General features: G+C 68.8%; 15 protein-coding genes. 4 read left to right on the top strand and 11 right to left on the bottom strand.

Annotation, left to right across the window (positions count from 1 at the left end; all coding sequences use genetic code 11):
- The first annotated feature begins 2 nt into the window (after positions 1–2).
- Positions 3–1217 (top strand): mannonate dehydratase, encoded by a 1215-nt coding sequence (gene uxuA / locus ACQY76_RS00265; protein ID WP_428030928.1) that lies wholly within the window; start codon positions 3–5, stop codon positions 1215–1217.
- 72 nt (positions 1218–1289) lie between these two features.
- Here uxuA and ACQY76_RS00260 read toward each other — a convergent pair whose 3' ends face one another.
- From ACQY76_RS00260 to ACQY76_RS00210, 11 genes are all read right to left on the bottom strand, one after another.
- Positions 1290–2120, bottom strand: coding sequence for an ABC transporter permease (locus ACQY76_RS00260; protein WP_428030927.1), 831 nt, complete (start codon positions 2118–2120; stop codon positions 1290–1292).
- Between the two features lie 2 nt (positions 2121–2122).
- Complete coding sequence (locus ACQY76_RS00255; RefSeq protein ID WP_428030926.1) at positions 2123–3007, bottom strand: ABC transporter permease; 885 nt, start codon at positions 3005–3007, stop codon at positions 2123–2125.
- Positions 3004–4074 (bottom strand): ABC transporter ATP-binding protein, encoded by a 1071-nt coding sequence (locus ACQY76_RS00250; protein ID WP_428030925.1) that lies wholly within the window; start codon positions 4072–4074, stop codon positions 3004–3006. The genes ACQY76_RS00255 and ACQY76_RS00250 overlap by 4 nt, the downstream gene beginning before the upstream one ends.
- Positions 4075–4152: 78 nt before the next feature.
- Positions 4153–5316, bottom strand: a complete 1164-nt coding sequence (locus tag ACQY76_RS00245) for an extracellular solute-binding protein (RefSeq protein ID WP_428030924.1) — start codon at positions 5314–5316, stop codon at positions 4153–4155.
- Between the two features lie 53 nt (positions 5317–5369).
- Complete coding sequence (locus tag ACQY76_RS00240) at positions 5370–6134, bottom strand: glucosamine-6-phosphate deaminase (protein WP_428030923.1); 765 nt, start codon at positions 6132–6134, stop codon at positions 5370–5372.
- A gap of 2 nt (positions 6135–6136) precedes the next feature.
- The gene (locus ACQY76_RS00235; RefSeq protein ID WP_428030922.1) at positions 6137–7243 is read right to left on the bottom strand and encodes a LacI family DNA-binding transcriptional regulator; all 1107 of its coding nucleotides are present in this window, start codon (positions 7241–7243) and stop codon (positions 6137–6139) included.
- Between the two features lie 151 nt (positions 7244–7394).
- Positions 7395–8264 carry a hypothetical protein gene (locus ACQY76_RS00230; protein WP_428030921.1) on the bottom strand — a complete coding sequence of 290 codons (870 nt, stop codon included), beginning with the start codon at positions 8262–8264 and terminating at the stop codon, positions 7395–7397.
- Positions 8261–8929, bottom strand: a complete 669-nt coding sequence (locus tag ACQY76_RS00225) for an ABC transporter ATP-binding protein (RefSeq protein WP_428030920.1) — start codon at positions 8927–8929, stop codon at positions 8261–8263. The genes ACQY76_RS00230 and ACQY76_RS00225 overlap by 4 nt, the downstream gene beginning before the upstream one ends.
- Before the next feature lie 2 nt (positions 8930–8931).
- A complete protein-coding gene (locus ACQY76_RS00220; RefSeq protein ID WP_428030919.1) occupies positions 8932–10161 on the bottom strand; it encodes an FtsX-like permease family protein in 1230 nt (409 codons plus the stop codon).
- A 31-nt stretch (positions 10162–10192) separates the two neighbouring features.
- Positions 10193–12019 carry a hypothetical protein gene (locus ACQY76_RS00215; RefSeq protein ID WP_428030918.1) on the bottom strand — a complete coding sequence of 609 codons (1827 nt, stop codon included), beginning with the start codon at positions 12017–12019 and terminating at the stop codon, positions 10193–10195.
- Between the two features lie 34 nt (positions 12020–12053).
- Positions 12054–12803 carry a hypothetical protein gene (locus ACQY76_RS00210; protein WP_428030917.1) on the bottom strand — a complete coding sequence of 250 codons (750 nt, stop codon included), beginning with the start codon at positions 12801–12803 and terminating at the stop codon, positions 12054–12056.
- Between the two features lie 247 nt (positions 12804–13050).
- Here ACQY76_RS00210 and ACQY76_RS00205 point away from each other — a divergent pair, with 247 nt between their 5' ends.
- The 3 genes from ACQY76_RS00205 (at position 13051) to ACQY76_RS00195 (ending at position 20117) form a co-directional block, all read left to right on the top strand.
- Positions 13051–13530 (top strand): hypothetical protein, encoded by a 480-nt coding sequence (locus tag ACQY76_RS00205; RefSeq protein ID WP_428030916.1) that lies wholly within the window; start codon positions 13051–13053, stop codon positions 13528–13530.
- 107 nt (positions 13531–13637) lie between these two features.
- Positions 13638–15347 carry a C2 family cysteine protease gene (locus tag ACQY76_RS00200; RefSeq protein WP_428030915.1) on the top strand — a complete coding sequence of 570 codons (1710 nt, stop codon included), beginning with the start codon at positions 13638–13640 and terminating at the stop codon, positions 15345–15347.
- A 108-nt stretch (positions 15348–15455) separates the two neighbouring features.
- A complete protein-coding gene (locus ACQY76_RS00195; protein ID WP_428030914.1) occupies positions 15456–20117 on the top strand; it encodes a DUF6603 domain-containing protein in 4662 nt (1553 codons plus the stop codon).
- The last annotated feature ends 2 nt before the right edge of the window (positions 20118–20119 follow it).

The following is a 20119-nucleotide window of genomic DNA, read 5'->3' as shown; positions in this document are numbered from 1 at the left end:
CGATGAGACAAGGGTGGCGCTGGTTCGGGCCGAGCGATCCGGTAACGCTGGACCATGCCCGGCAGGCGGGGGCGACCGACATCGTCTCGGCGCTGCATCATCTGCCGCCCGGCGTCGCCTGGACGCGCGCCGAGCTGGAAGAGCGCCGCGCGCTCATCGAGGACGGTGCGGGAGCGCGCACGCCGCTGCGCTGGTCGGTGGTGGAGAGCATTCCGGTCGCTGATGAAATCAAGCGCGAAGGTGCGGGCGCCCGCACCGCCATCGACGCCTGGATCGCCAGCCTGGAGGCGGTGGCGGCGGTCGGGCCGCGCGTGGTCTGCTACAATTTCATGCCGGTGCTCGACTGGACCCGCACCGATCTCGACTGGCCGCTGGCCACCGGTGCGACGGCGCTGCGCTTCGACCAGAACCGCTTCGCCGCCTTCGACCTGTTCGTGCTGAAGCGCCCGGGCGCGAAGGCCGATTACGATGCCGCACAGCAGGCGGCGGCGCGCAAGGTTGCCGATGGGCTGAGCGAGGACGATGTCGCCGTCCTCATCCGCACGGTGCTGGCCGGCCTTCCCGGCGGCACCACCAAGGGGCTGAGCCTCGACGAGTTCGGCGACTATCTCGGCGCCTATGCCAACATTGATGCCGCGCGGCTGCGCGCCAATCTGATCGAATTTCTCGGCATCGTCGCCCCGGTGGCGCAGGCGCTCGGGGTGAAGCTGACCCTGCATCCCGACGATCCGCCGCGCCCGCTCTTCGGCCTGCCGCGCGTCGCCTCGACGGCTGAGGACTTCGCGGCACTGTTCGACGCCGTGCCCTCGCCGGCGAACGGCCTGTGCTTCTGCACCGGCAGCCTCGGCGTGCGGGCTGACAACGACCTGCCGGCCATCGCGGCACGGTTCGCCGAGCGCATCCACTTCACCCATCTGCGCGCCACCCGGCGCGACGCTGACCAGCTCGGCTTCCAGGAGGCCGATCATCTCGACGGCGATGTCGACATGCCGGCCGTGCTCGCCGTGCTGACGGCGGAGAACCGGCGGCGGGGCGAGGGGGACAGCATCGTGCTGCGCCCCGACCATGGCCACCGCATGCTTTCCGACCTAGCGGCCGACGAGGTGCGCAATCCCGGCTACACCGCCGCCGGGCGGATGAAGGGGCTGGCGGAACTGCGCGGCATCCTGCGCGTGCTCGACCGGCTGCCGGACGAGGCGCTCGCCGCCTTCCGCTGAAACCCGGCACGTTCCAAGAAAAAGGCCGCGCTTCCCTCCGGAGGCGCGGCCTTTTTATTGGGGGCCATCGGCTCAGGCGGCGGCCTTTTTCACCCGGGCGACGATCTGCGTCGGGTTGACGAAGCGTAGCGCCACGATCAGCCAGATCAGCGTGCTGAGCATGTAGATCACCGCCATGGCGTCGATCGACTGCCCCGCCCGCACCCCGGCGGCGAAGACCGAGTAATAGAGCGCGACCACCAGCGTCTGGCTCGACGGGCCGGCGGTGAGGAAGGTCAGCTCGAACATCGATACCGTTCGCACCATGGCGAGCAGCGTTGCTGCCAATATGCCGGGCACCAGCAGCGGCACGAGGACGTGGATGAACAGCCGGCCCGTGCCGGCGCCGAACACCCGCGCCGCCGCCTCCACCTTCGGGTCGATCTGCTCGATGAACGGGATCATCAGGATCACCGTGAAGGGCACGGTGGGCACCAGATTGGCGACGATGACGCCCCACATGGTGCCGGCAAGCCCGACCTTGTAGAGCACCGTCGCCAGCGGGATGCCGAAGGTGATGGGCGGCACCAGCAGCGGCAGCAGGAACAGCACGATCACCAGCGGCTTGCCGGGGAAATCCCGCCGCGCCAGCGCATAGGCAGCCGGCACGCCGATGAGCGCCGAGAGCAGCACCACCGCGCCGGCGATCTGGAAGGTCACCAGCAGCACGTCGCCCAGCTGGAACTCCCGCCACGCCGAGGCGTACCAGCGCGTGGTGAACGCCACCGGCAGCCAGGAATTGAGCCAACGCGTACCGAAGGAGTTGACGACCACGGTCGAAATTATCGCCAGCACGTTGATGACGAAGAAGATGACGAAGGCCCAGACGAGCGTCCGCCACAGCCGTTCCAGTGCCGTTTCCATGCTCAACCCTTTCCGCCGCCGACCGGGCCTTTGTAGAAGAGCCCCCGCGCCGTCAGCACCAGACCGACAAAGCCGAACTGCACCACCGCCATGATCATCGCGATGGCGGAGGCGTAGGAGTAATCGTACTGCTCGAAGGCGGCCTGCGCGGCGGCGAACGAGATCACCCGCGTCTCGCCGGCCGGCGCACCCAGCATCACCGCTGAGGGAAACACCGAGAAGGCATCGACGAAGGCGAGGCAGAACGTCACCGCCAGCCCCGGCACGATCAGCGGCAGGACGATATGGCGGAAGCGGCTGCGCGCTCGCGCGCCGAGCGTCGCGGCGGCCTGCTCCAGCGCCGGATCGATACCCGAGATCATCGACAGGGTGAGCAGGAAGGTGAACGGAAAGCCGGTGATCACCAGCGATATGAACACGCCCCAGTAATTGTGCACGAGGCGGATGGGGCGGTCGATGAGGCCGAAGAGGATGAGCGTGCGGTTCAGCCAGCCCTGCGGGCCGAGATAGTTCAGCAGCCCCTCGGCCACCAGCACGGTGCCCAGCGTGATCGGCAGCACGAGGATGGTGGTGAGCAGGCGCTGGTGCTTCATGTGTCGCACCTGCATGGCCACCGGCACGGAAAGCGCGATGTTGAGCAGCGTGACCGGCAAAGCCAGCCGCAGCGTCAGCCAGATGGTGCCGTACATGTACGGGTCGGAAAAGAACTTGGTGTAGTTGCCGAGCCAGCCGCCCTCCTTGGGAGCGAAGGACAGCAGCAGCCCGTAGATGAACGGGTAGACGAACAGCAGCACCACGAACAGCGCCGCAGGCAGGACGAGGAGCGTTACCCCGTCAATGCCGCGGTCGGCGAGCGTGCGCCGTCTCGGGCGGCTTGAGGCGCTCATCCCACGCCCCCCGCCGCATAGACCAGCGTGCGCTCGGCCGGCGCGCCGAGCCGCACCGGCGCGTCGACCGCGAGCGGGGTATCGGTGCGGAAATAGAGGTCGGCGCCGCCCGGTTCGGTCGCCGTGCCGTAATAGGCCTCGCCGCGATATTCGAGGCCGGTCACCACGGCATTGATCGGCCCGTCGACCATCGGCACGAGATCGGCCGGCCGGATGGCGACGATGACGCGCTCGCCCGCGACATCCACCGCCTGGCCACGGATGGGGCCGGCGAAGCCGCAATCGACCTCGACCTCGTCGCCCTCGCGGCGCAGCAGCTTGCCCTGCAGGGCGTTGCGGAAGCCCATGAACTCGGCGACGTTGGCATGTAGCGGCCGGCGGTAGAGGTCCTGCGGCGTCCCGATCTGCCGCACCTCGCCGTCGCGCAGCACCACAATGCGGTCGGCGAGCGAGAGTGCCTCGTCCTGGTCGTGGGTGACATAGATGGTGGCCGAGCCGAGCAGGCGATGGATGCGGCGGATTTCCGCGCGCATTTCCAGGCGCAGCTTGGCGTCGAGATTGGACAGCGGCTCGTCCATCAGTACCAGCGGCGGCTCCACCGCGATGGCGCGGGCGATGGCGACGCGCTGTTGCTGGCCGCCGGAAAGCTGGCCGGGCAGCTTGTGGCCCTGCTCGGTCAGGCGCACCACGCTGAGCGCCTCGTCGACGCGCCGCGCGATCTCGGCCTTGGGCACGCCGCCCATCTGCAGGCCGAAGCCGACATTGCGGCGCACGCTCATATGGGGGAACAGCGCGTAGTTCTGGAACACCATGCCGAAGCCGCGCTCTTCCGGCTTCAGCGTGTCGATGCGCTTCTCGTCGAGCCAGATCGCCCCGTCGCTGAGCGACAGCAACCCGGCGAGGCAGTTCAGCGCCGTCGACTTGCCGCAGCCTGAGGGGCCGAGCAAGGCGATGAACTCGCCGCGCTGGACGGTGAGGCTGATCTCCTTCAGCGCATTATGCGCGCCGAAGTTCCGGCTCATCCCGTCGAGCCTGAGCTCGCGAAAGCCGGCGGATGCTATCGCCATCGCGCTTAAATCCTGCTGGTAAAAAAGGTGGTCACGACGCGTTCCGGCGGGCCGCAGGTGCAGCCCGCCGGAGGCATGTCACTTCTTCATCTTCGCGGCGCCGATCTCGCGGTCCCACTTGTCGAACATCGCGACGAGGGGCTTGGCGTCGAGCGGGGCTTCGGTGGGATTGTCGGCGATCAGGCTGGCATATTCGGGCCGGCCGAACTGGGCGATGGTCTCCTGGCTTTCCTTCGGCGCCATGTCGAGCGTCACGCCCTTGATGGCCGGGCCGGGATACATGTAGCCGTGGTCGAACATGTAGGCCTGCTGGGCCGGCTTGAGCAGGAACGCCATCAGCTCCAGCACGACCTTGAGCTTGGCTTCCGGGATGCCCTTGGGAATTGCCATGTAGTTGGCATCGCCCACCCAGGTGAAGTTCTTGAAGGCGCCGACCTTATACTCTTCCGGCACGATGCCGAGATAGCGCGGGTTGATGTCCCAGCCGGTGGTGGTGGCGATGATGTCGCGCGTGCCGTTGGCCAGTTCCTTCATCGAGGCGGTGGTGCCGGCGGTGTAGTACTCGATGCAGGTGTCGAGTTCCTTCAAGTAAGCCCAGGTCTTGTCCCAGCCATTGATCGGATCCTTGGGATCCTTGTCGCCGAGCAGATATGGCAGGCCCATCACGAAGGTGCGGCCGGGGCCGGAATTGGCCGGGCGGGCATACATGAACTTGCCCGGATTGGCCTTGCAATAGGCCATGAGCGCCGCCGGGGTGTCGGGCAGTTCCTTCACCCGGTCGGGGGCGTATTCGAGCAGCGGGCCGGACGGATACCAGTCGATGACGAAGGCCTCGCCGCGCGCCATCTCCTGCATGAGATAGGCGCCGGGAATGTAGAGTTCCTTGAGGTTGGGGAACTTGTCGGCATATTTGGGCAGGATCTGCATCCACAGGCCCTGTTCCATGCCGGCGGCGAGCGCGTCATTGCCGGTCAGCACGAAGTCGATATCGACCCGGCCGGCGTCCTGCTGCGCCTTCAGCTTTCCGGCGAGCTCGGGCGCCGTCGCCTGGGTGAACACGAACTTCGAGATCAGCTCGGGATGTTCGGCCTGGAACTTCTCCAGCGCCGGCTGGCTGACCTGCAGGTCGCCGGCGACGTCGATCACGTTGATCACCACGGGCTCGGCCATGGCGCCGAAGCTGGTGGCGGCGAGAAGGGCGCCCGCCGCCAGCAGGCTGGATTTCCATCGCATAAGGGACATCTGTTCTCTCCACTCTGGTTGTTGTCGAACAATCGGCACCGGCAAAGTGCGGACTAGACGTTCGCCGTTGCCGTCTTGCTGGTGAGGCGGCTTGCGGCGGCACGATCGAGAAAAGCGTGGCAGGCGGGGTGCTGCTGGAGGATGGAGGCCGGCCACATATTGGTGACGGGCCCCTCCAGCACGTGCTGGGTGGCCTCGGCTTTACGCTCGTCCGGGACGGTGAGGACGACGAGGCGGCTGGAGACGATGCGCTGCACCGTCATCGAGATCGCCTCGGTCGGCACGTCCTCGAAGGTGGGGAACCAGCCCTCGCCGAATTGCTGGCGGCGGCAGCGCTCCTCCAGCTCGACCACCTTGTAGGCGACGGTCGAGGTGAAATCGGCCGGTGGGTCGTTGAAGGCGAGATGTCCGTTCTCGCCGATGCCGGCAAACATCACGTCGATGGTGCGCGCGTCGAGCAGCGCGTTGACCCGGGCGAGTTCGGCGTCGAGGTCGGGGGCATCGCCGGCGATGAAATGGAAGGCGCCCAGCGTCGGCAGCTTGCCGGTGAAGCGTTCCTTCAGATATTTGCGGAAGCTCGCCGGGTGGGTTTCCGGCATGCCGATATATTCGTCGAGGTGGAAGGCGGTGACCTTCGACCAGTCGATGCCCGCGGCCGCGACCAGCTCTTCCAGCATCTCGAACTGGCTCGCGCCGGTGGCGATCACGACGGTGGCCTCGCCATTGCTGGCAATCGCCTGCCGGATCGCTTCGGCCCCGAAGGCGGCCGCTGCCGCGCCGTTGTCGGCCTTGGTCTCGTGGATATGAATGTCAATCATGGTCACTTCCTGCTCGACGGATCGGGGGCGCTGGCCCGGGCCTTGGTGCGTGCCTTGGCCGGGGGCCTGCGCGGCGCGCGTGTATCGGGTGCCGGCACCTGCGCGGGGGCCGGGCCGGTGGAGCTGCGAACCACGAGCTCGCAGGTAATCACGTGGCTGTCGGTCGGCGGCGCGGGGTTGGCGAAGCCGTTGAGCAGCAGGTCGACCGCGTTGGCGCCGGCGATGGCGCAGCGCGCATTCACGCTGGTCAGCGGCGGGTAGGTGGTGGCGGCGATGATGTCGTCGCAGCCGACCACGCTGAAATCGCCGGGCACCGACAGGCCGCGCTCGGCGAGCCCGGCCATGATGCCCTGCGCCACCACGTCGTCGACCGCCAGCGCGGCGGTGACGCCGGCCTCCAGCAGGCCGGCCACGCAGTCGCGCCCCGCCTCGTGGCTGGGCCGGCCGGCGTCGATGTGCACCACCGAGAGCCCTTGGGCGGCGCCGGCGGCGGTGACGGCACGCGCGCGCTGCTGGCTCGACCACGAGGTGCGCGGCGCCCCGACATAGGCGACCGCTCGGTGGCCGAGGCCAGCCAGCAATTCGACGGCGGCGGTGAAGCCGGGGCCGGTGTCGACCAGCACGCGGCCAATGCCGTCGAGATCGCGGTTGATGACGACGACCGGCTTGCGCGCGGCATGCTTGCGGATGAGCTTCTCGTCGAGGCGCGGCGAGGCCAGGACGAAGCCGTCCACCTGCGCGGCCAGCTTGCCGAGCAGCATGTCTTCCAGATGCGCGGTCTCGTCGGAATCGCCGAGGAAGGTGGCGTAGCCGCGCTTGTAGGCCTGCGCCTGCGCGCCGCGCATCAGCGCGGAGAAGAAGGGATTGGCGACATCGGGGAGGATCAGCGCGATGTTGCCGGCGCGCCCGGTCGACAGCGCCCGCGCCACCTGGTTGGGCACATAGCCCAGCCGCTGCGCCGTCCCCAGCACCTTTTCCACCGTCGCCGAGGTCAGCAGTTCCGGCTGCGAGAAGGCGCGCGACACGGTGGCCTGCGACACCCCGGCTTCCAGGGCGACGAGCCTTATGGTCGGCGCGGGCGTGGGTTTGGCGTAGGGTGGCCGGGTCACGTTTCGCTCCGATGAAACCGGTTTCATGAGAAGAATGAAACCGCTTTCATCCGGAGTCAAATCATTCGTGCAATCTTTCTTGGCACGGGTCCGCCCTCATCGCCGGGCGGCACCTGCCGCCGCCGCGCACGGCCTTCCCGTTCCGTGCCGGCTAATGCGGCGGCATCGGCAGGAAAGCCGGCGGGGTGCCCTTGAAACCGGCGCGCCGCTTGATGTCCTCGTCGTCGGCATCGTGCGGCTTGAGGTAGACATAGAAGCGGTTGGCCCGCTCGACGATGTCGTCGCCGGGGGGGCGCGACAGGCTGATCAACTGGTCGAACTGAAGCTGCACATGCATGTAGCCGGGCATCAGCTCGGACCAGCCCTCGATATCGGCATCGAACAGCACCGCGACATCCGCCCCGCCGTCGAGCGCCACCACCCCCCATGCCTTGCCGTCGGCGGCGCGCGAGGGAACCTCCTGCCAGGTCAGCCCGGTCTGCACGAAGACGCGCGGCGGGTTCTGCAGGATGTAGAGCGCCCCGTCGGCGCCGATCCGCTCCATCCGCAGCGTCGCGCGGTAGGCGGATTGCTCGGGTTCATAGCCGACGCGCAGCAATTCCATGAACAGCCCGCTGGAGGCCGCCTGTTCCACCCGCTGCGTTTCAGCATGGCGGGCGGCGGCCTGCTGGCGCTGATGCCAGCCGAGGGCGAGATCGGCGAGGAACGCCAGCGCGACCAGCAGCACGAGGATCTGCAGCGGCCGGTAGTCGAGCAGCCGGCCCAATGCGTGCGCCGCGCCGCCGCGCCGCGCCCCAGCATCGGCCTGGTTGCGGCGCGAGCGCGACGTCGTGCCGATGCGGTGGCGCAGCGCCTGCACCGCGCTGCCCGCCGGCGCGGGGAGAGGCTGCGCCGGCACGCGCGCCTCGCCGGCCGGCCCGTCGCGGTCGAGCGCCTGCACCGTCTCCCACAGGCTGAGGATCAGCGCGTCCTTCTCCGCCGGGGTGAGGCGATCGAGATCGGGCAGGCGCGGCGTCCTCATGCGACGACCGCGCCGTCGGCGATATGGATGATCCGCCCGGCTTCCGCCGCCAGCGTGAGATTATGCGTCACCAGCACCAGCGTGGTGCCCCGCGCGCGGTTGATGTCGCGCAGCAGCGCCATCACCTCGCGCTCGGTCTGCTCGTCGAGGTCGGAGGTCGGCTCGTCGGCGAGCAACAGCCCGGGCTCGTTCATCAGCGCGCGGGCGATCGCCACTCGCCTTTGCTCGCCGGAGGAGAGCTCGAACGGAAAGGCCTCGGCGTGGCTGTCCAGGCCCATATCGGCGAGAAGCTGCGCCGCCCGCTCCTCACTGGCGCGCCGCGACATCGTGCCGGCCAGCCGCGCCGGCAGGGCGACATTGTCGAGCGCCCGCAGGTTCGGCAGCAGGCTGGCGAACTGGAAGACGAAGCCGACATGGGTGCTGCGGAACGCCGCCGCCTTGGCCTCCGACAGCCCCCACAGGTCGGTGCCGGCGATACGTACAGTTCCCGCACTCGGGCGGCTGAGCCCGCCGATCATGCTCATCAGCGAGGATTTGCCGGAGCCGGAGCGCCCGACAATGGCGGCATAGTCGCCGCTCCCAATGTCGAGGTCGACCCCGCGCACCGCCGTCACCGGGCCCCGGTCGGTCGCGTAGTGCTTGGTCAGGCCGCGGCAGGCGAGCATGTTCAGCTCTCCTTCCACAACAGGTCATGGGTGTCGCGCCGCCCCATCCGCCAGGCCGGCACCAGCGCGCCGAGCACGCCCACCAGCGCCGCGCCGGCGACGCAGAATGCCGCCACCGCGAGCGTTGCGGCACTGTCCAGCCAGAGGAAGGGAATGCCCATCTCGCCGAGATGATGTACCAGCGCCCGCTCGAACAGGCGCAGCAGCAGCAGGCCCAGCACCACCCCCAGCGCGCCGCCGCCCGCCGTGGCGAGCGCCGCTTCCGCCACCGCGAGGGCGACGATCTGGCTTGCGCGCGCGCCGATCGCCTTGAGCAGGCCGATCTCGCGCCGCCGCTCCGTCATGATGGCGGAGAACAGCACCATCACCATGATGGCGGTGCTGGCGGCCAGCGCGGTCACCAGCAGGACGAGGCCGCCGAGCAGCGCCACCAGCCCCTGCCGGATGCCGGTGAGCAGCGAGCCGCCGACTATCACCTTGATCTCCGGCAGGCTGGAGAGCAGCGCGAAGCGCAGCGGCAGCTCCGAGGCGCCGGGCGCCAGCTGGAGGAGGAAGCCGGTGACGCTTTCGCGCGCCAGCATGGGCGGCACTACGCCGAGGCGCGCCTTTACCGCGCCGGCAAGTCCGATCAGGCTGTCCATCTGCAGGAAGACGCCGTTCTCCTGCGTGCCGGAGCCGGTGCGGGCGAGCTTTCCATAGACGCGGAAGGGCTGGCCGAAGATCACCGCCTGGGAGCCCAGCGGCAGGGCGCGCCCGGCTCCGGCGATGATGTCGCCGGGCCGCATCGGGCCGGCGAGGCGCTCGGCCAGCCAGGGCAGGATGGTGAAGTCGGTCGCCGGGTCGAAGCCGATGAGGTCCACCCGTTCGCCCGGCCCGCCAAGGCCGGACTGGTCGGTGCGCAGGATGCGCTGCGCGGCCATCCGGGCGATGCCGGGCAGGTCGGCCCGGACGAGGGCGTCGGCCGGCAGCGTGCTGTCGGTCGGCTCGACGGTGAGCAGCGCCGGGGTGAGGTTGGTCAGCGCCGCCTGGTTCACCACCATGAGGTCGGCGCCGACGCGGCTGAGGCCGACCTGCATGCTCGCGACCACGCTGCGCATCGCCACCACGCCGGCAAAGGTGACGGCGCTTGCGAGGCCGATCGCGGCGACGAGCAGCAGGGTGCGCGCCTGCCGGCGGCCGAGATTCTGCACCGCCAGCCCGAGTATTAGCCGGCACGACGCGGCGGCGGGCATCAGTGGCGAGGCCCGCGCCGGGTGCTCACGTCTACAGCGTGCATGAGCGCGTGTGCTTCATGTGCTCCATCTCGGTCGGCACGATCACGCAGTCATGGTGCCCGCCGGAACTGGGCAGGATGCCGATGAGATTGTCGGTCGCGGTCTCGATCACGGCGATGCCGCTCGACAGCCGCTGGAAGCCGCTGAACGGCACCAGCACGTATTTGCCGTCATAGGTGATGGCCGGCGTCTGCAGGTCCGGGCCGATGCCCTGGATTTCCTTCTTGATCGTCCAGGTGTCGGTATCCACCACCATCACGCCGCTCGCTGCCGGGGCGGGATGCAGCACGGAGAGGTAGAGCTTCTTCGAATCCAGCGAGAACACCATGTGGAACGGGTTCGGGTACTTGCCCTTCCACAGCGGGTCCTCGACATGGGCGATCTTCTTCCAGTTGCGCGGGTCGGGATCGGAGGAATCAAACACCGAGCAGTTGTTCTCGCGCAGATTGTTCATCATGCACAGGAAGCGCCCGTCGGGAGAAAAGCCGATCTCGTGGCCCGGCGAGTGGATCTTGTCGAACGTCACCTCCCAGCGGTCCTCGGCGACCTCGACGACCTCGTACTGGTCCTGCGAGGCGGTGTTGAACTGCAGGAAGGCCTTGGGCGCGAAGTTGTTCTCCGCGTCGAGAATGGCGATGCCGCCGCACAGCCGCACCACGGTGGCCGCCCAGCGCCCGCTCGGGTGCCAGATGGTGCCGTCGGCGCCGGTGAGCCCCATGGGGTCGTCGCCGGGCAGCGTGCCTTCCTCGACGAAGAGCTCGCCCATCGGCACCATCTCCCAGTCGATCTTCTGGCCCTTGGTGCCGAGATAGTCGTACTTGCCGGTCTCCGCGTCCGGGTAGATGCGGTAGATCGTCAGCACGCCGCCATCCTGCCAGGCGCGGGAGAGCTGGCTGGAATTCGCCTTCCAGTCGAATTTCAGCGCCGCCTTCACCTGCGACGTCGTGCGGTCGAAGCAGGCGGCGATGTCCTTCTGCCCGTCGGTGACGAAATAGGACTGCGCGTCCTTGGGGTTGATCGTCACATGCACGCCGAGCCCGAGGCCGGTGGCTTCCGAGACGTTTTCCATCAGCTGCATCTGCGCGCCGTCATAGCGCACGCGGTAGATGTTGAAGCCCGGCGCCGGCTCGGTGATGTTGGTCGGGATGCCGTAGATCAGCGCGTTCTTGCCGCCCTGGGTGGAGTTGACGAACTCGAACGAGTGATAGGGGTCGGCGCTGGGAAAGGCGCAGAGATGGTGGGCGATCGGGTTGAAGTCGCCATAGTTCCAGTACCAGATCGAGGCCAGCACCCGGTTGGTGTTGAGATCGAGCGCATAGCACCCGCCGCCGAGCTTGGTCGGCAGCACGGCCACCCATTTGCCGAGCCCCTTGCCGTCGAAGCTGGCGCGGGAATCGATCAGCTCGCGGGTGATCGGGGCCGCTTGCGGCTGGGCGGTCGCCGCGCCGGCGGGTGTGCTGCCGAGGCCGACGGCGTCGAGCGCGCCGCTCTGCACCGCGTGATAGCCGAGCACGCCGGTCTCGGCGATCAGCGCCGTGGCGGCGGCGGCCTTGAAGACGCCGCGCCGGGTCAGCCGCGTTGGCGCGGGGGGCTCTTCCGGGGGCGGGGCCAGCGGCAGCAGCGGCTGGGCAGCGAGGGCGCGCGCCTGTTTCTCGCGCAGATAGTTCTGGAATTCCTCGTGATCCGTGCGCTCCACCGCGTCGCGCCGGCTGATATAGGCGTCGATCTGCGCACGCGCCGCGCCGAGCGGCTCAGGGCTGATCTCGATGGCGGGCCTGCGGCCGTCCTGTTCCTCGCCCCTGCCATGCTCGCCCATCGTCCCCTCCCACGCTGCTGTTTCGGTCCAATGCCTAGGCGCCGCCCGCCGGACGGGCGCCCTTGCGGTCTTCGTCGTCCTGCGACGGGCGCAGTGCACGCGCCGCGCGCGCCGGCTTGCGGCCGGCCGGCGTCGCGCGTGCCAGGAGCACGTCCTTGGCGCGATTGATCTTCACCGCGAGATAATCGGTGCCGCCACGGTCGGGATGCACCAGCTGCATCAGCCGGCGATGCGCCGCCCGGATCTGCGGCGCGGTGGCGCCGGGCTCCAGGCCCAGCACCGCGCGCGCCTCGTCAAGGCTCATCGGCCCGTCGCCAAAGCTGGCCGCGTCCGCCCGCCCGGCGTCGTCGGCGAGGCTGCGGGGGCTTTCCGCACGCCCCGCCAGCGCGAGATAATCCTGCAGCACGATGGCGGCGCGCCGCGCCAGTTCCGGGTCCGGCCCGTGTGCGCCGGCCGGCGCGCCATAGCGCTGCGGCGGGGAGGGCGCCGGCTCGTCCGTCCAGAGCGGGCGGAAACGGCGGCGCGGCAGAAGCCGGCGCCAGTTCACCAGAGCAAAGGCGAGCAGCATCGCCGCGCCCAGCAGCATCGCGCCGGTCCATTGCTGGAAGGCCAGCAGCGCCATCAGCCCGGGAAGGGAGGCAAGGGCGAGCAGGAGAGCGACCATCCGCCCCGCCCGCAGGATGGTGCGCGGGTCGGAATGGGACAGCCAGTCGAAGCATTTCACGGCGGTGACGAGCAGCGAGAGGACCAAGGCGACCGAACTGACCAGGAACCCTACGCTCATCCGCGCCCCCAAAGCCAAGCAACAGAATACCGCTTCGTCGCTCCAGCGGCGACGGTAATAAAGTACAGTTCAAGAGTATCGATGATGCAAAGCCGCCGCCGCGCTGCATCATTGCAAGCAAGCGCGTGATTTAAAATTTGTAAGGGGATTCATTGAAAGACGCAACGCATTCGGCGTATCTTTTTGAGCCGTCTGGACTGGCGCTTATCTGTGGGTTTCGAGTTCGGCAGACATCTACGGAAATAACATGACCTTTTCGACCGGCGTGAGGCTGGCCATCGCCGCAGCGGCCCTGCTGTTCATTGCCATCATGATCGGCCGGGGCGATGGCGGGCCGCAGGACGGCGACGCCGCCTTCGGCATGGTGCGCGAGGGGGCGCCGGTCGACGAGGCGGACGGGCCGCGCGGGCTCGATCAGCAGCTGGCGCGCCTGCACGCCGACCTCGCCGTCGCGCCGGGGCAGCAGGCGGCGTGGGACGGCTTCGCCCGGGCGATGGTGGAACTCGACCGGGTGTCGCGCGCCTTCGAGGCGCGGGCCGGTGCCGCCACCGATGCCGCCGGCGAGCGGATGCGGCACGCACTGCTCTTTTCGGTGGCGCTGGGCGACATCGACGCGGTTCTCACCCCGCGGCAATCGGTGGTGCTGCGCGAGGGCGCGCGTTCGCTCGGCAGCGCCTTCCTCTGTTCGCAGATCGGCTCCACCGCGTTCGGCGCCCGGGGCGTGTGACGCGGCCGCCTTGCCGGCCATCCCAGCGGCAGGTCGGTTGTCGTTGACGACACAACCTGAAGGTGTAATGTTGCTACTCAGGATTGATGATGTCTTGGGGGCGATGGATGCCGCTCACGCCGGAACAACTGCGCAATGGTGCGCTCGCCTATGATGCCCCCGTCCTCCTGACGCCGCCGCCCGGCACGGCCTTCGCCCCCTGGAGCCATAAGCAGTTCGAGGACGCCCATCTGCCGCCGCCCAGCGCCGCGTATCGCTACGTTGCCGGCGGAGAGGACCTGTTCCGGACCGAGCCCGACTTCGCCGATGTGCAGCAGGGCGCCATCGGCGACTGCTACCTTCTGTCGGCCATCAACGCGCTGATCCGCACGAAGCCGCACGATTTCTTCCGCGAGATGATCGGCGGCGATGCCGATTACGTCCATGTGCGGTTCTTCGCCCCTGTCGGTCCGGCGTTTCAACCGGTGGTGGTGCGCGTGCCGCGCACCATACTGCACGCCGTGGTCAAGGGCCGCGCCGTTCCGCTGCAGAAGCACGGCGCGGTCTGGCCGTACTTCATCGAGAAGGCCTATGCCTTCTTCAGGACCTACTATCTTCAGCCGCTGTCGCTCCGAAGGCTGATCAAGATCCCCGGCCGCGCGCCGCCGCTGCCCGCCGAGCCGACATGGCCGTTCCCGAACGTCGTCTGCCCCCCGCCGAAGGCCCCGGATGAACGCTACGCCCGCACCTATATTGAAGCGCTTACCGGCGGCTCCACGGGCCGAGCCTACCAGCATCTCACCGGCGAGGAGATGGAGTGGGTGTCGCCGACGAAGACGATTTCCGGCAAGAACGGCGACATTCGCCTGCCGACGAGCGTCTTCCGGTGCGAATTGCTGCGCGCGATGCTCGACGAGGCCCGGCCGTCGGCGCTGGACATGCCGTGGGAAGCGCTTCTCGACGCTTTTCTTGAGGTCGCGGGGCGAAAGCTGGACGCATTGACCGGCCCGCTGGCGGGAGGGGCTGTTCCGCCGACCGGACTCCCCGATCTCCGCCTCGCCATCCGCCAGCATGTCCGGGCGACCCGTGCCGATCGTCGTCCTGCGGTCGACAAATGCCTGAAGCTGATCGCCTCGAAGATCGAGTATCGGCAGGAGATGCGTCAGGAGGACATCGCTCCTCTCATTGAAAAGATCCAGCCGGACGATGTCGATGATCCCCGGCTCGGATTGCGGCCGTTCAATTTCGGCAATGTCATCGATGACTTCATCTTTGTCTCATTTCCCGGAAAGCGCGGCACAGGGATCTATGCCGACTACCAGGAAAATCTGTTCTCCAAGATCGAGATCGGATTGAAGCCGATGGGGGGAACGGTGTCGGTCGCCTTCGCGGGAACCAAGAAGGTCCTCGGCACCGAACCCGCCTGGCTCATCCTGCGCAAGAACATCAAGAGCAAGAAGAAGGGCCTGGTGCCCGGCCACGCCTATCTGATCGGTGACACGCACAAGATCGAGATCACGGCGAAGGGTGGGACGAAGGAACTCTGCTTCGTCTATCTGCGAAACCCCTGGAGCAACTACATCAGGCGCTATGTGCCGAAGATCGTCGAGGCGGCGGATGGGAGCCGGACGGTCTCGCTTTCCGGCAAGGCGGTGGACGACATCGCCTCCCTGCCGCGCAACGCGGTCACCATTCTGGAAGCGGAGCTGCTGGGGCGCGAGGACGAGGTCGAGCGCCTGCGCGCCTTTGCCTCCCGCGACACCCGGCAGAGCGCGTTCTTCCCCGTCGAGCTCTCCGACCTGACCAAGTTCTTCGATGACGTCGCGATCTCGGTCTGAAGCAACGGCAACGCATTTCCAGACATAGGCACGCCGCGGGGGCGGCGAAGTGGGGCGAGGCGGATGGCGGGTGCGCAAGAGAAGGCCGGGACGCAAAGCGTCAGGTCGTTGACGGTCATCGAGCCCGACCAGTTCGAGACGCTGGGGCTTGGCGATCATGGCTGTGTGCTTCTCGACGACTGGCTGCTGTCGCTGTCGCAGGGCGGCGGCGCGGTTTCGGCGCAGCTGTTCGAGCTACCGGTCTTCGCGGCCAAAGGCACGCGTTCCGCCGGCACGCGATCGGTCGGCACGCGCGTCTTCCTCGCCGCGCGTGAGCGCTACGAGGTCTGGCGGCCCGGCGAGGCTTTTGGCGAGTTCAAGCCCTCGCGGGCGGTGATCGACAAGGCGCTGTGCCTTCGCGCGGTGCAGCTGCGCTATTCCTCCTATGACTTTGCCGCCGCCGGTGCTGCCGGGGGCAAGGCGAGCGCCGGCGATCTCGCCCTCATCCGCCGCACGGCGGAAGCGCTCGACGGCGACTGGCCGCACGAGCTGGCGCCGCTGCGCGCGGGGCTCAACTTCACCGGCGAGGCGACGCTGCTGCCGAACCTCGACGCCGCAATGCGCAAGCGCTTCGGGCTGGAGGGGAGCGTGCGCGTCGCCGGCTGCGTCGGCAGAAGCACCGGGGGGTGCTGGATCGAGGCGCACACCGCGCTGGCGGTGGCACCGCTCGTGCTGTTGAACGGCCGGCTCTCCATCGCGCTGGCCACGGCCAGCATCGGCGCCGAACGGGTGAACGCCGGCGCCACGCCGCAATTCTCTCTCGCTTTGCAGGGCCGGATCGCCCTTGACGACCAGGATCTGGCCGCCTCGATCCGCATCGATCCTGTCGCAAAGCAACTGGCGATTGTAGCCGATGCGCCGGGGCTTATAAAGGCCGGCGCGCTGCTCAAGGGTCTGGCGCCGGAGATCGAGACCGCGCTCGGCGAGGCCCTCGGCAGCCTGGACGCTGCCGTCCCGGGCCTGCGCCGTCTCGAAATCACCACCCCGCTGACCGGTCTCGACGGCGCGCATGTCGCGCTGTGGCTCGGCTATGGCCAGCCCTTCACCCTGTTCGACCTGCTCCGCGTGACGCCCAGCCTCCACGCCAAGGGGACCTTCAAGAGCGAGGCGGTCACTTTCGAAGCCGAGTTCACCGGCATTGGCGAGATGCGCAACGGCGCGGAGGTCGTCCGGTTCGAGACGGTGCTGAGCTTGCCCGATGGCAGCTTCCACGCCGGGCTCGCCTCCGGCAGCACCGCCTCGCTGCCGGAGGCGCTCGCAGCCACGCTCGCCCCGGTTGGGGGCCGGGAAAGCCTGCAATTCGTCGACCTCGCCATCGACGCCAATATGCGGGAGGGAAGCTGTTCCTTCTCCGTCGTCACGGCGGGCTTTCTCGCCTTTCCCGTCGGCAGCGGCACCCTGCTGATCGGCGATGTGCGCTTCGAGATCAGCCGGCAGCGGCAAGCGGGCTTCACCGCCCGGCTGGAGGCGACCCTCGGCATTGGCGATGTGGAGGCGAACGTCGAGATCGACATCGACGACGGGATGAAGGGCAGCCTCTTCCTTCCGCGCCTGCCGATCGGCGCGCTGGCCGCCGACCTGCTGCAGATCACCGCCCCGGATGAGCTGTCGGCTGTCGAGATCGACGATGTCGAGGTGTCGCTGACGCTGGGGAGACAGGCCGCCTTCGCCTTCTCGGCGACATCGGGCTCTGCCTTCGCCGTCGCCGGGCTCACGGTCAAGCTGGCGGCGCTGGAGGTCCGCCATGAAGGCGCGCTGTCGCTCTCGGGCAAGGGGACGATCCGGTTCGACACCGCCGAGGTTGCGCTCGACCTCGATTATGCCGGCGGAACCTGGAATGTGACCTTCGGCACCGATACGCCTTTCGATCTCGGCCGGGCGCTCGGCGCCATCGCCCGCGAGATCGGCTTCGAACCGCCCTTCCAGGCGGAGAGCGTCATCGTCACCCGCATGGCCGGCGCCCTGCGCCTCGGCAGCGAGGGAACGCGCATCGCGCTGAATTTCGGCTTCAGGATCAAGGGCGACGATGCCCGCCTCACCCTGGTGGCGGCGCGGCTCAAGCCGGATGAGGGGGGCTGGGACTACAGCCTGAGGATGGGGCCGGCGACGATCGACTTCCGCGACCTGCCGGTCATCGGCGAGCCGATCGGCGCGGCGGCCGATGCCCTGGCAAAGCAGGGCGGCAAGAAGACCGTGGGCATCGAGGCGCTGCGGCTCGGCGTGGTCTCCACCCCGGAAGCGGCCGACATCGCGGCTCTTTTCGCCCATCTGCCGGTGGCCGATTTCCCGCCGCCTGTCGATGTCACCGGCACATTGTCGCTCACCGGTACGCTCCGGCTGCTGGATTACGAGAAGGCTATCAGCTACCCGCCGCCGAAGAGGGTGGAGACCAAGGCGGGGGCGGGGGCGCCCGCGCCGTCCGCAGAAGTCCGCGAGGGTGGGGCCGGCAAGGCTGGGGCCGCTACGGCCACTGCCAGCACGGCGCCGTCCGACATCAAGGCGTCGTCGGACGATCTGCACTGGCTGCCGATCCAGAAGGGTTGCGGGCCGCTGCACCTCGCCCGGCTGGGCGTCGGCGTCCGGAAAGCGGAGGGCAGCTGGGAGGTCTCCGCGGCGCTCGCCGGCAGGATCAACCTCGCCGGCGTGAAGCTGGAGCTGATGGATGCCGGGGTCGACCTCCGCCTCGACAGCCTCGCCGCGCCGCGCGGCCGGCTGAAGGGCCTGAGCCTCAGCTTCAGGCGCGGCGCCGTCTCGGTCGAGGGCGGGTTCCTGCGGGTTTCGGAAAACGTCTATGGCGGCCAGCTCAGCATCCAGCTGCCGAAACTCTCGGTCGGCGTGGTCGGCCTGTATGGCCGCTATCCCGTCGGCAAGGGGCGCGCCGCCACCTCGCTGTTCCTCTATGGCGCGCTGAGCCTGACGGGTGGGGCCGGCATCAAGCTCGGCGCCATCAGCCTCACCGGCATGGCACTCGGCTTCGGTTATAACCGCCGGGTGGTGGTGCCCGATATCGGCGCGGTGGCGGACTTTCCGCTGGTCGCCCTCGCCATGAAGGACGGCGCGGCGGCGCCCGGCGACACATCCTCGGCGATGGAAACGCTCACCGCGCTCGAACGGCACCTGCCCTTCGAAGAGGGCCAGATGTTCGCCGCGCTGGGCCTGCGCTTCACCCTTGCCGAGGCCATCGACGCCTTTGCGCTGGCCATCGCGCAGTTCGGCAACGAGGTCGAGTTCTCGCTTCTGGGCCTCGCGCGGTTTGAGAAATCGGCGGGCGCGCAGAAATTCTGCCGCGTCGAGATGGCGCTCAAAATGACGCTGCGGCCGGAGGAGGGGGTGTTCCTGCTGCAGGCCGAACTCACCGGCCATTCGTGGGTGCTGGACGAGAACTGCCGGCTCGCCGGCGGCTTCGCGCTCGGCGCGTGGTCTTCCGGTGCGCGCAAGGGCGATGTCGTTCTCACCCTCGGCGGCTATCACCGCGACTTCGCGCCGCCGGCGCATTATCCTACCGTCCCGCGCCTCGGCCTCAACTGGGCGGTGACGGAGGGGCTGACGATCAAGGGCGAGCTCTATTGCGCGCTCACCCCCTCGCATCTCATGGCAGGCGGACGGCTGGAGGCCGCCTTCATCAGCGGCCGGGTGAAGGCCTGGTTCGTGGCGGCGGTCGACTTCCTGCTGAAATGGGCGCCGCTGGAATACCGGCTCGATGCCGGGATATCGATCCGGGTCGAGGCGGAACTGCCGATCACGACGATCAATCTCAGTCTCGACGTCGTCCTCAGCCTACGGGGCCCGCCCTTCGCCGGGCGCGCCACGGTGAAAATCTCGGTGCTCTCGTTCGAGATCGCCTTTGGCGGGGAGAGGGCCGAAGCGGCGATCGAGACATGGGGCCAGTTCGGCGCGCTGTTCCTCGACAAGGCGAGCACGGCCTGGGAGCGCGTGCCCGCCGCCGGCGGCGCGGTGGAAGGCCCGGCCATCTGCGGCGCGAGCCTTGCCGGCGGGCGCCTCGCGCAGCCGGGCGACAAGCCGCCCGGCGGTCCGTGGATCGTGCGCGGTGACGAGCTGGTGCTGTCGGCGACGTCGGTCGTGCCGGCGACCACGCTGGCCTTCGGCACGCTCACGGGCGCGCCGCCGCCCCGATTGTGGAGCGGCCGGAGCCTTGCCGTCGCCAAGCCGCTGACGCTGGAAGCCGGTGCGGCCCGGTACGCCGCCGCGAGCCCGGCCTTCGGTCTCGTGCCGCTGTCGGTCTGGACGGCTGAGTCCGTACTGGCGGTCACGCTGGTCAAGGACATGGCCGGCGGCGCCAGCGTGCCGGTCGATCTCAGCGCATGGCAGGCGGAGCCCGAGCGCCAGGCCATGCCTGCCGCGCTGTGGGACAGGCAGCCGCCGGGCGACACCCCCGTCGCGAAGATGACCGATGCCTATCTCACCGGCCTCGCTGCCGTGCGGCCGCCCGCCGGCACGCGGCGCGGGGAGGGCGTGGTGGTCGACATCGCCCGGCACCGCGCCCGCGACCTTGTGTTTCGCGGCACTCAGCCCCGCGAGCCCGTCGTGGAGCCGGTTGTCCCGCCCGGTCCGCCGGCAGAGGAGCACCGCCGGCGCCAGGCCGAGACCGCCCGCGCCCTTAGCGCGCTGGGCCTTGCCGTCGATCTCGCGGCCCCGCCCGCCGCGCCGGACGTCTTCGAGCGCGTGCCGCCAGTCCCGCCGATGTACCGCAGCTGGCAGCAAGGAGCCTGACC

This window comes from Ancylobacter sp., from assembly GCF_965279025.1.
GTDB lineage: Bacteria > Pseudomonadota > Alphaproteobacteria > Rhizobiales > Xanthobacteraceae > Ancylobacter.
This window is presented reverse-complemented; position numbering and strand designations above follow the sequence as displayed.

Excerpts from the sequence above, each read along its gene's own strand:
- uxuA (WP_428030928.1), top strand. The coding sequence starts at position 3 with ATGAGACAAGGGTGGCGCTGGTTCGGGCCGAGCGATCCGGTAACGCTG.
- ACQY76_RS00260 (WP_428030927.1), bottom strand. The coding sequence starts at position 2,120 with ATGGAAACGGCACTGGAACGGCTGTGGCGGACGCTCGTCTGGGCCTTC.
- ACQY76_RS00255 (WP_428030926.1), bottom strand. The coding sequence starts at position 3,007 with ATGAGCGCCTCAAGCCGCCCGAGACGGCGCACGCTCGCCGACCGCGGC.
- ACQY76_RS00250 (WP_428030925.1), bottom strand. The coding sequence starts at position 4,074 with ATGGCGATAGCATCCGCCGGCTTTCGCGAGCTCAGGCTCGACGGGATG.
- ACQY76_RS00245 (WP_428030924.1), bottom strand. The coding sequence starts at position 5,316 with ATGTCCCTTATGCGATGGAAATCCAGCCTGCTGGCGGCGGGCGCCCTT.
- ACQY76_RS00240 (WP_428030923.1), bottom strand. The coding sequence starts at position 6,134 with ATGATTGACATTCATATCCACGAGACCAAGGCCGACAACGGCGCGGCA.
- ACQY76_RS00230 (WP_428030921.1), bottom strand. The coding sequence starts at position 8,264 with ATGAGGACGCCGCGCCTGCCCGATCTCGATCGCCTCACCCCGGCGGAG.
- ACQY76_RS00225 (WP_428030920.1), bottom strand. The coding sequence starts at position 8,929 with ATGCTCGCCTGCCGCGGCCTGACCAAGCACTACGCGACCGACCGGGGC.
- ACQY76_RS00220 (WP_428030919.1), bottom strand. The coding sequence starts at position 10,161 with ATGCCCGCCGCCGCGTCGTGCCGGCTAATACTCGGGCTGGCGGTGCAG.
- ACQY76_RS00215 (WP_428030918.1), bottom strand. The coding sequence starts at position 12,019 with ATGGGCGAGCATGGCAGGGGCGAGGAACAGGACGGCCGCAGGCCCGCC.
- ACQY76_RS00210 (WP_428030917.1), bottom strand. The coding sequence starts at position 12,803 with ATGAGCGTAGGGTTCCTGGTCAGTTCGGTCGCCTTGGTCCTCTCGCTG.
- ACQY76_RS00205 (WP_428030916.1), top strand. The coding sequence starts at position 13,051 with ATGACCTTTTCGACCGGCGTGAGGCTGGCCATCGCCGCAGCGGCCCTG.
- ACQY76_RS00200 (WP_428030915.1), top strand. The coding sequence starts at position 13,638 with ATGCCGCTCACGCCGGAACAACTGCGCAATGGTGCGCTCGCCTATGAT.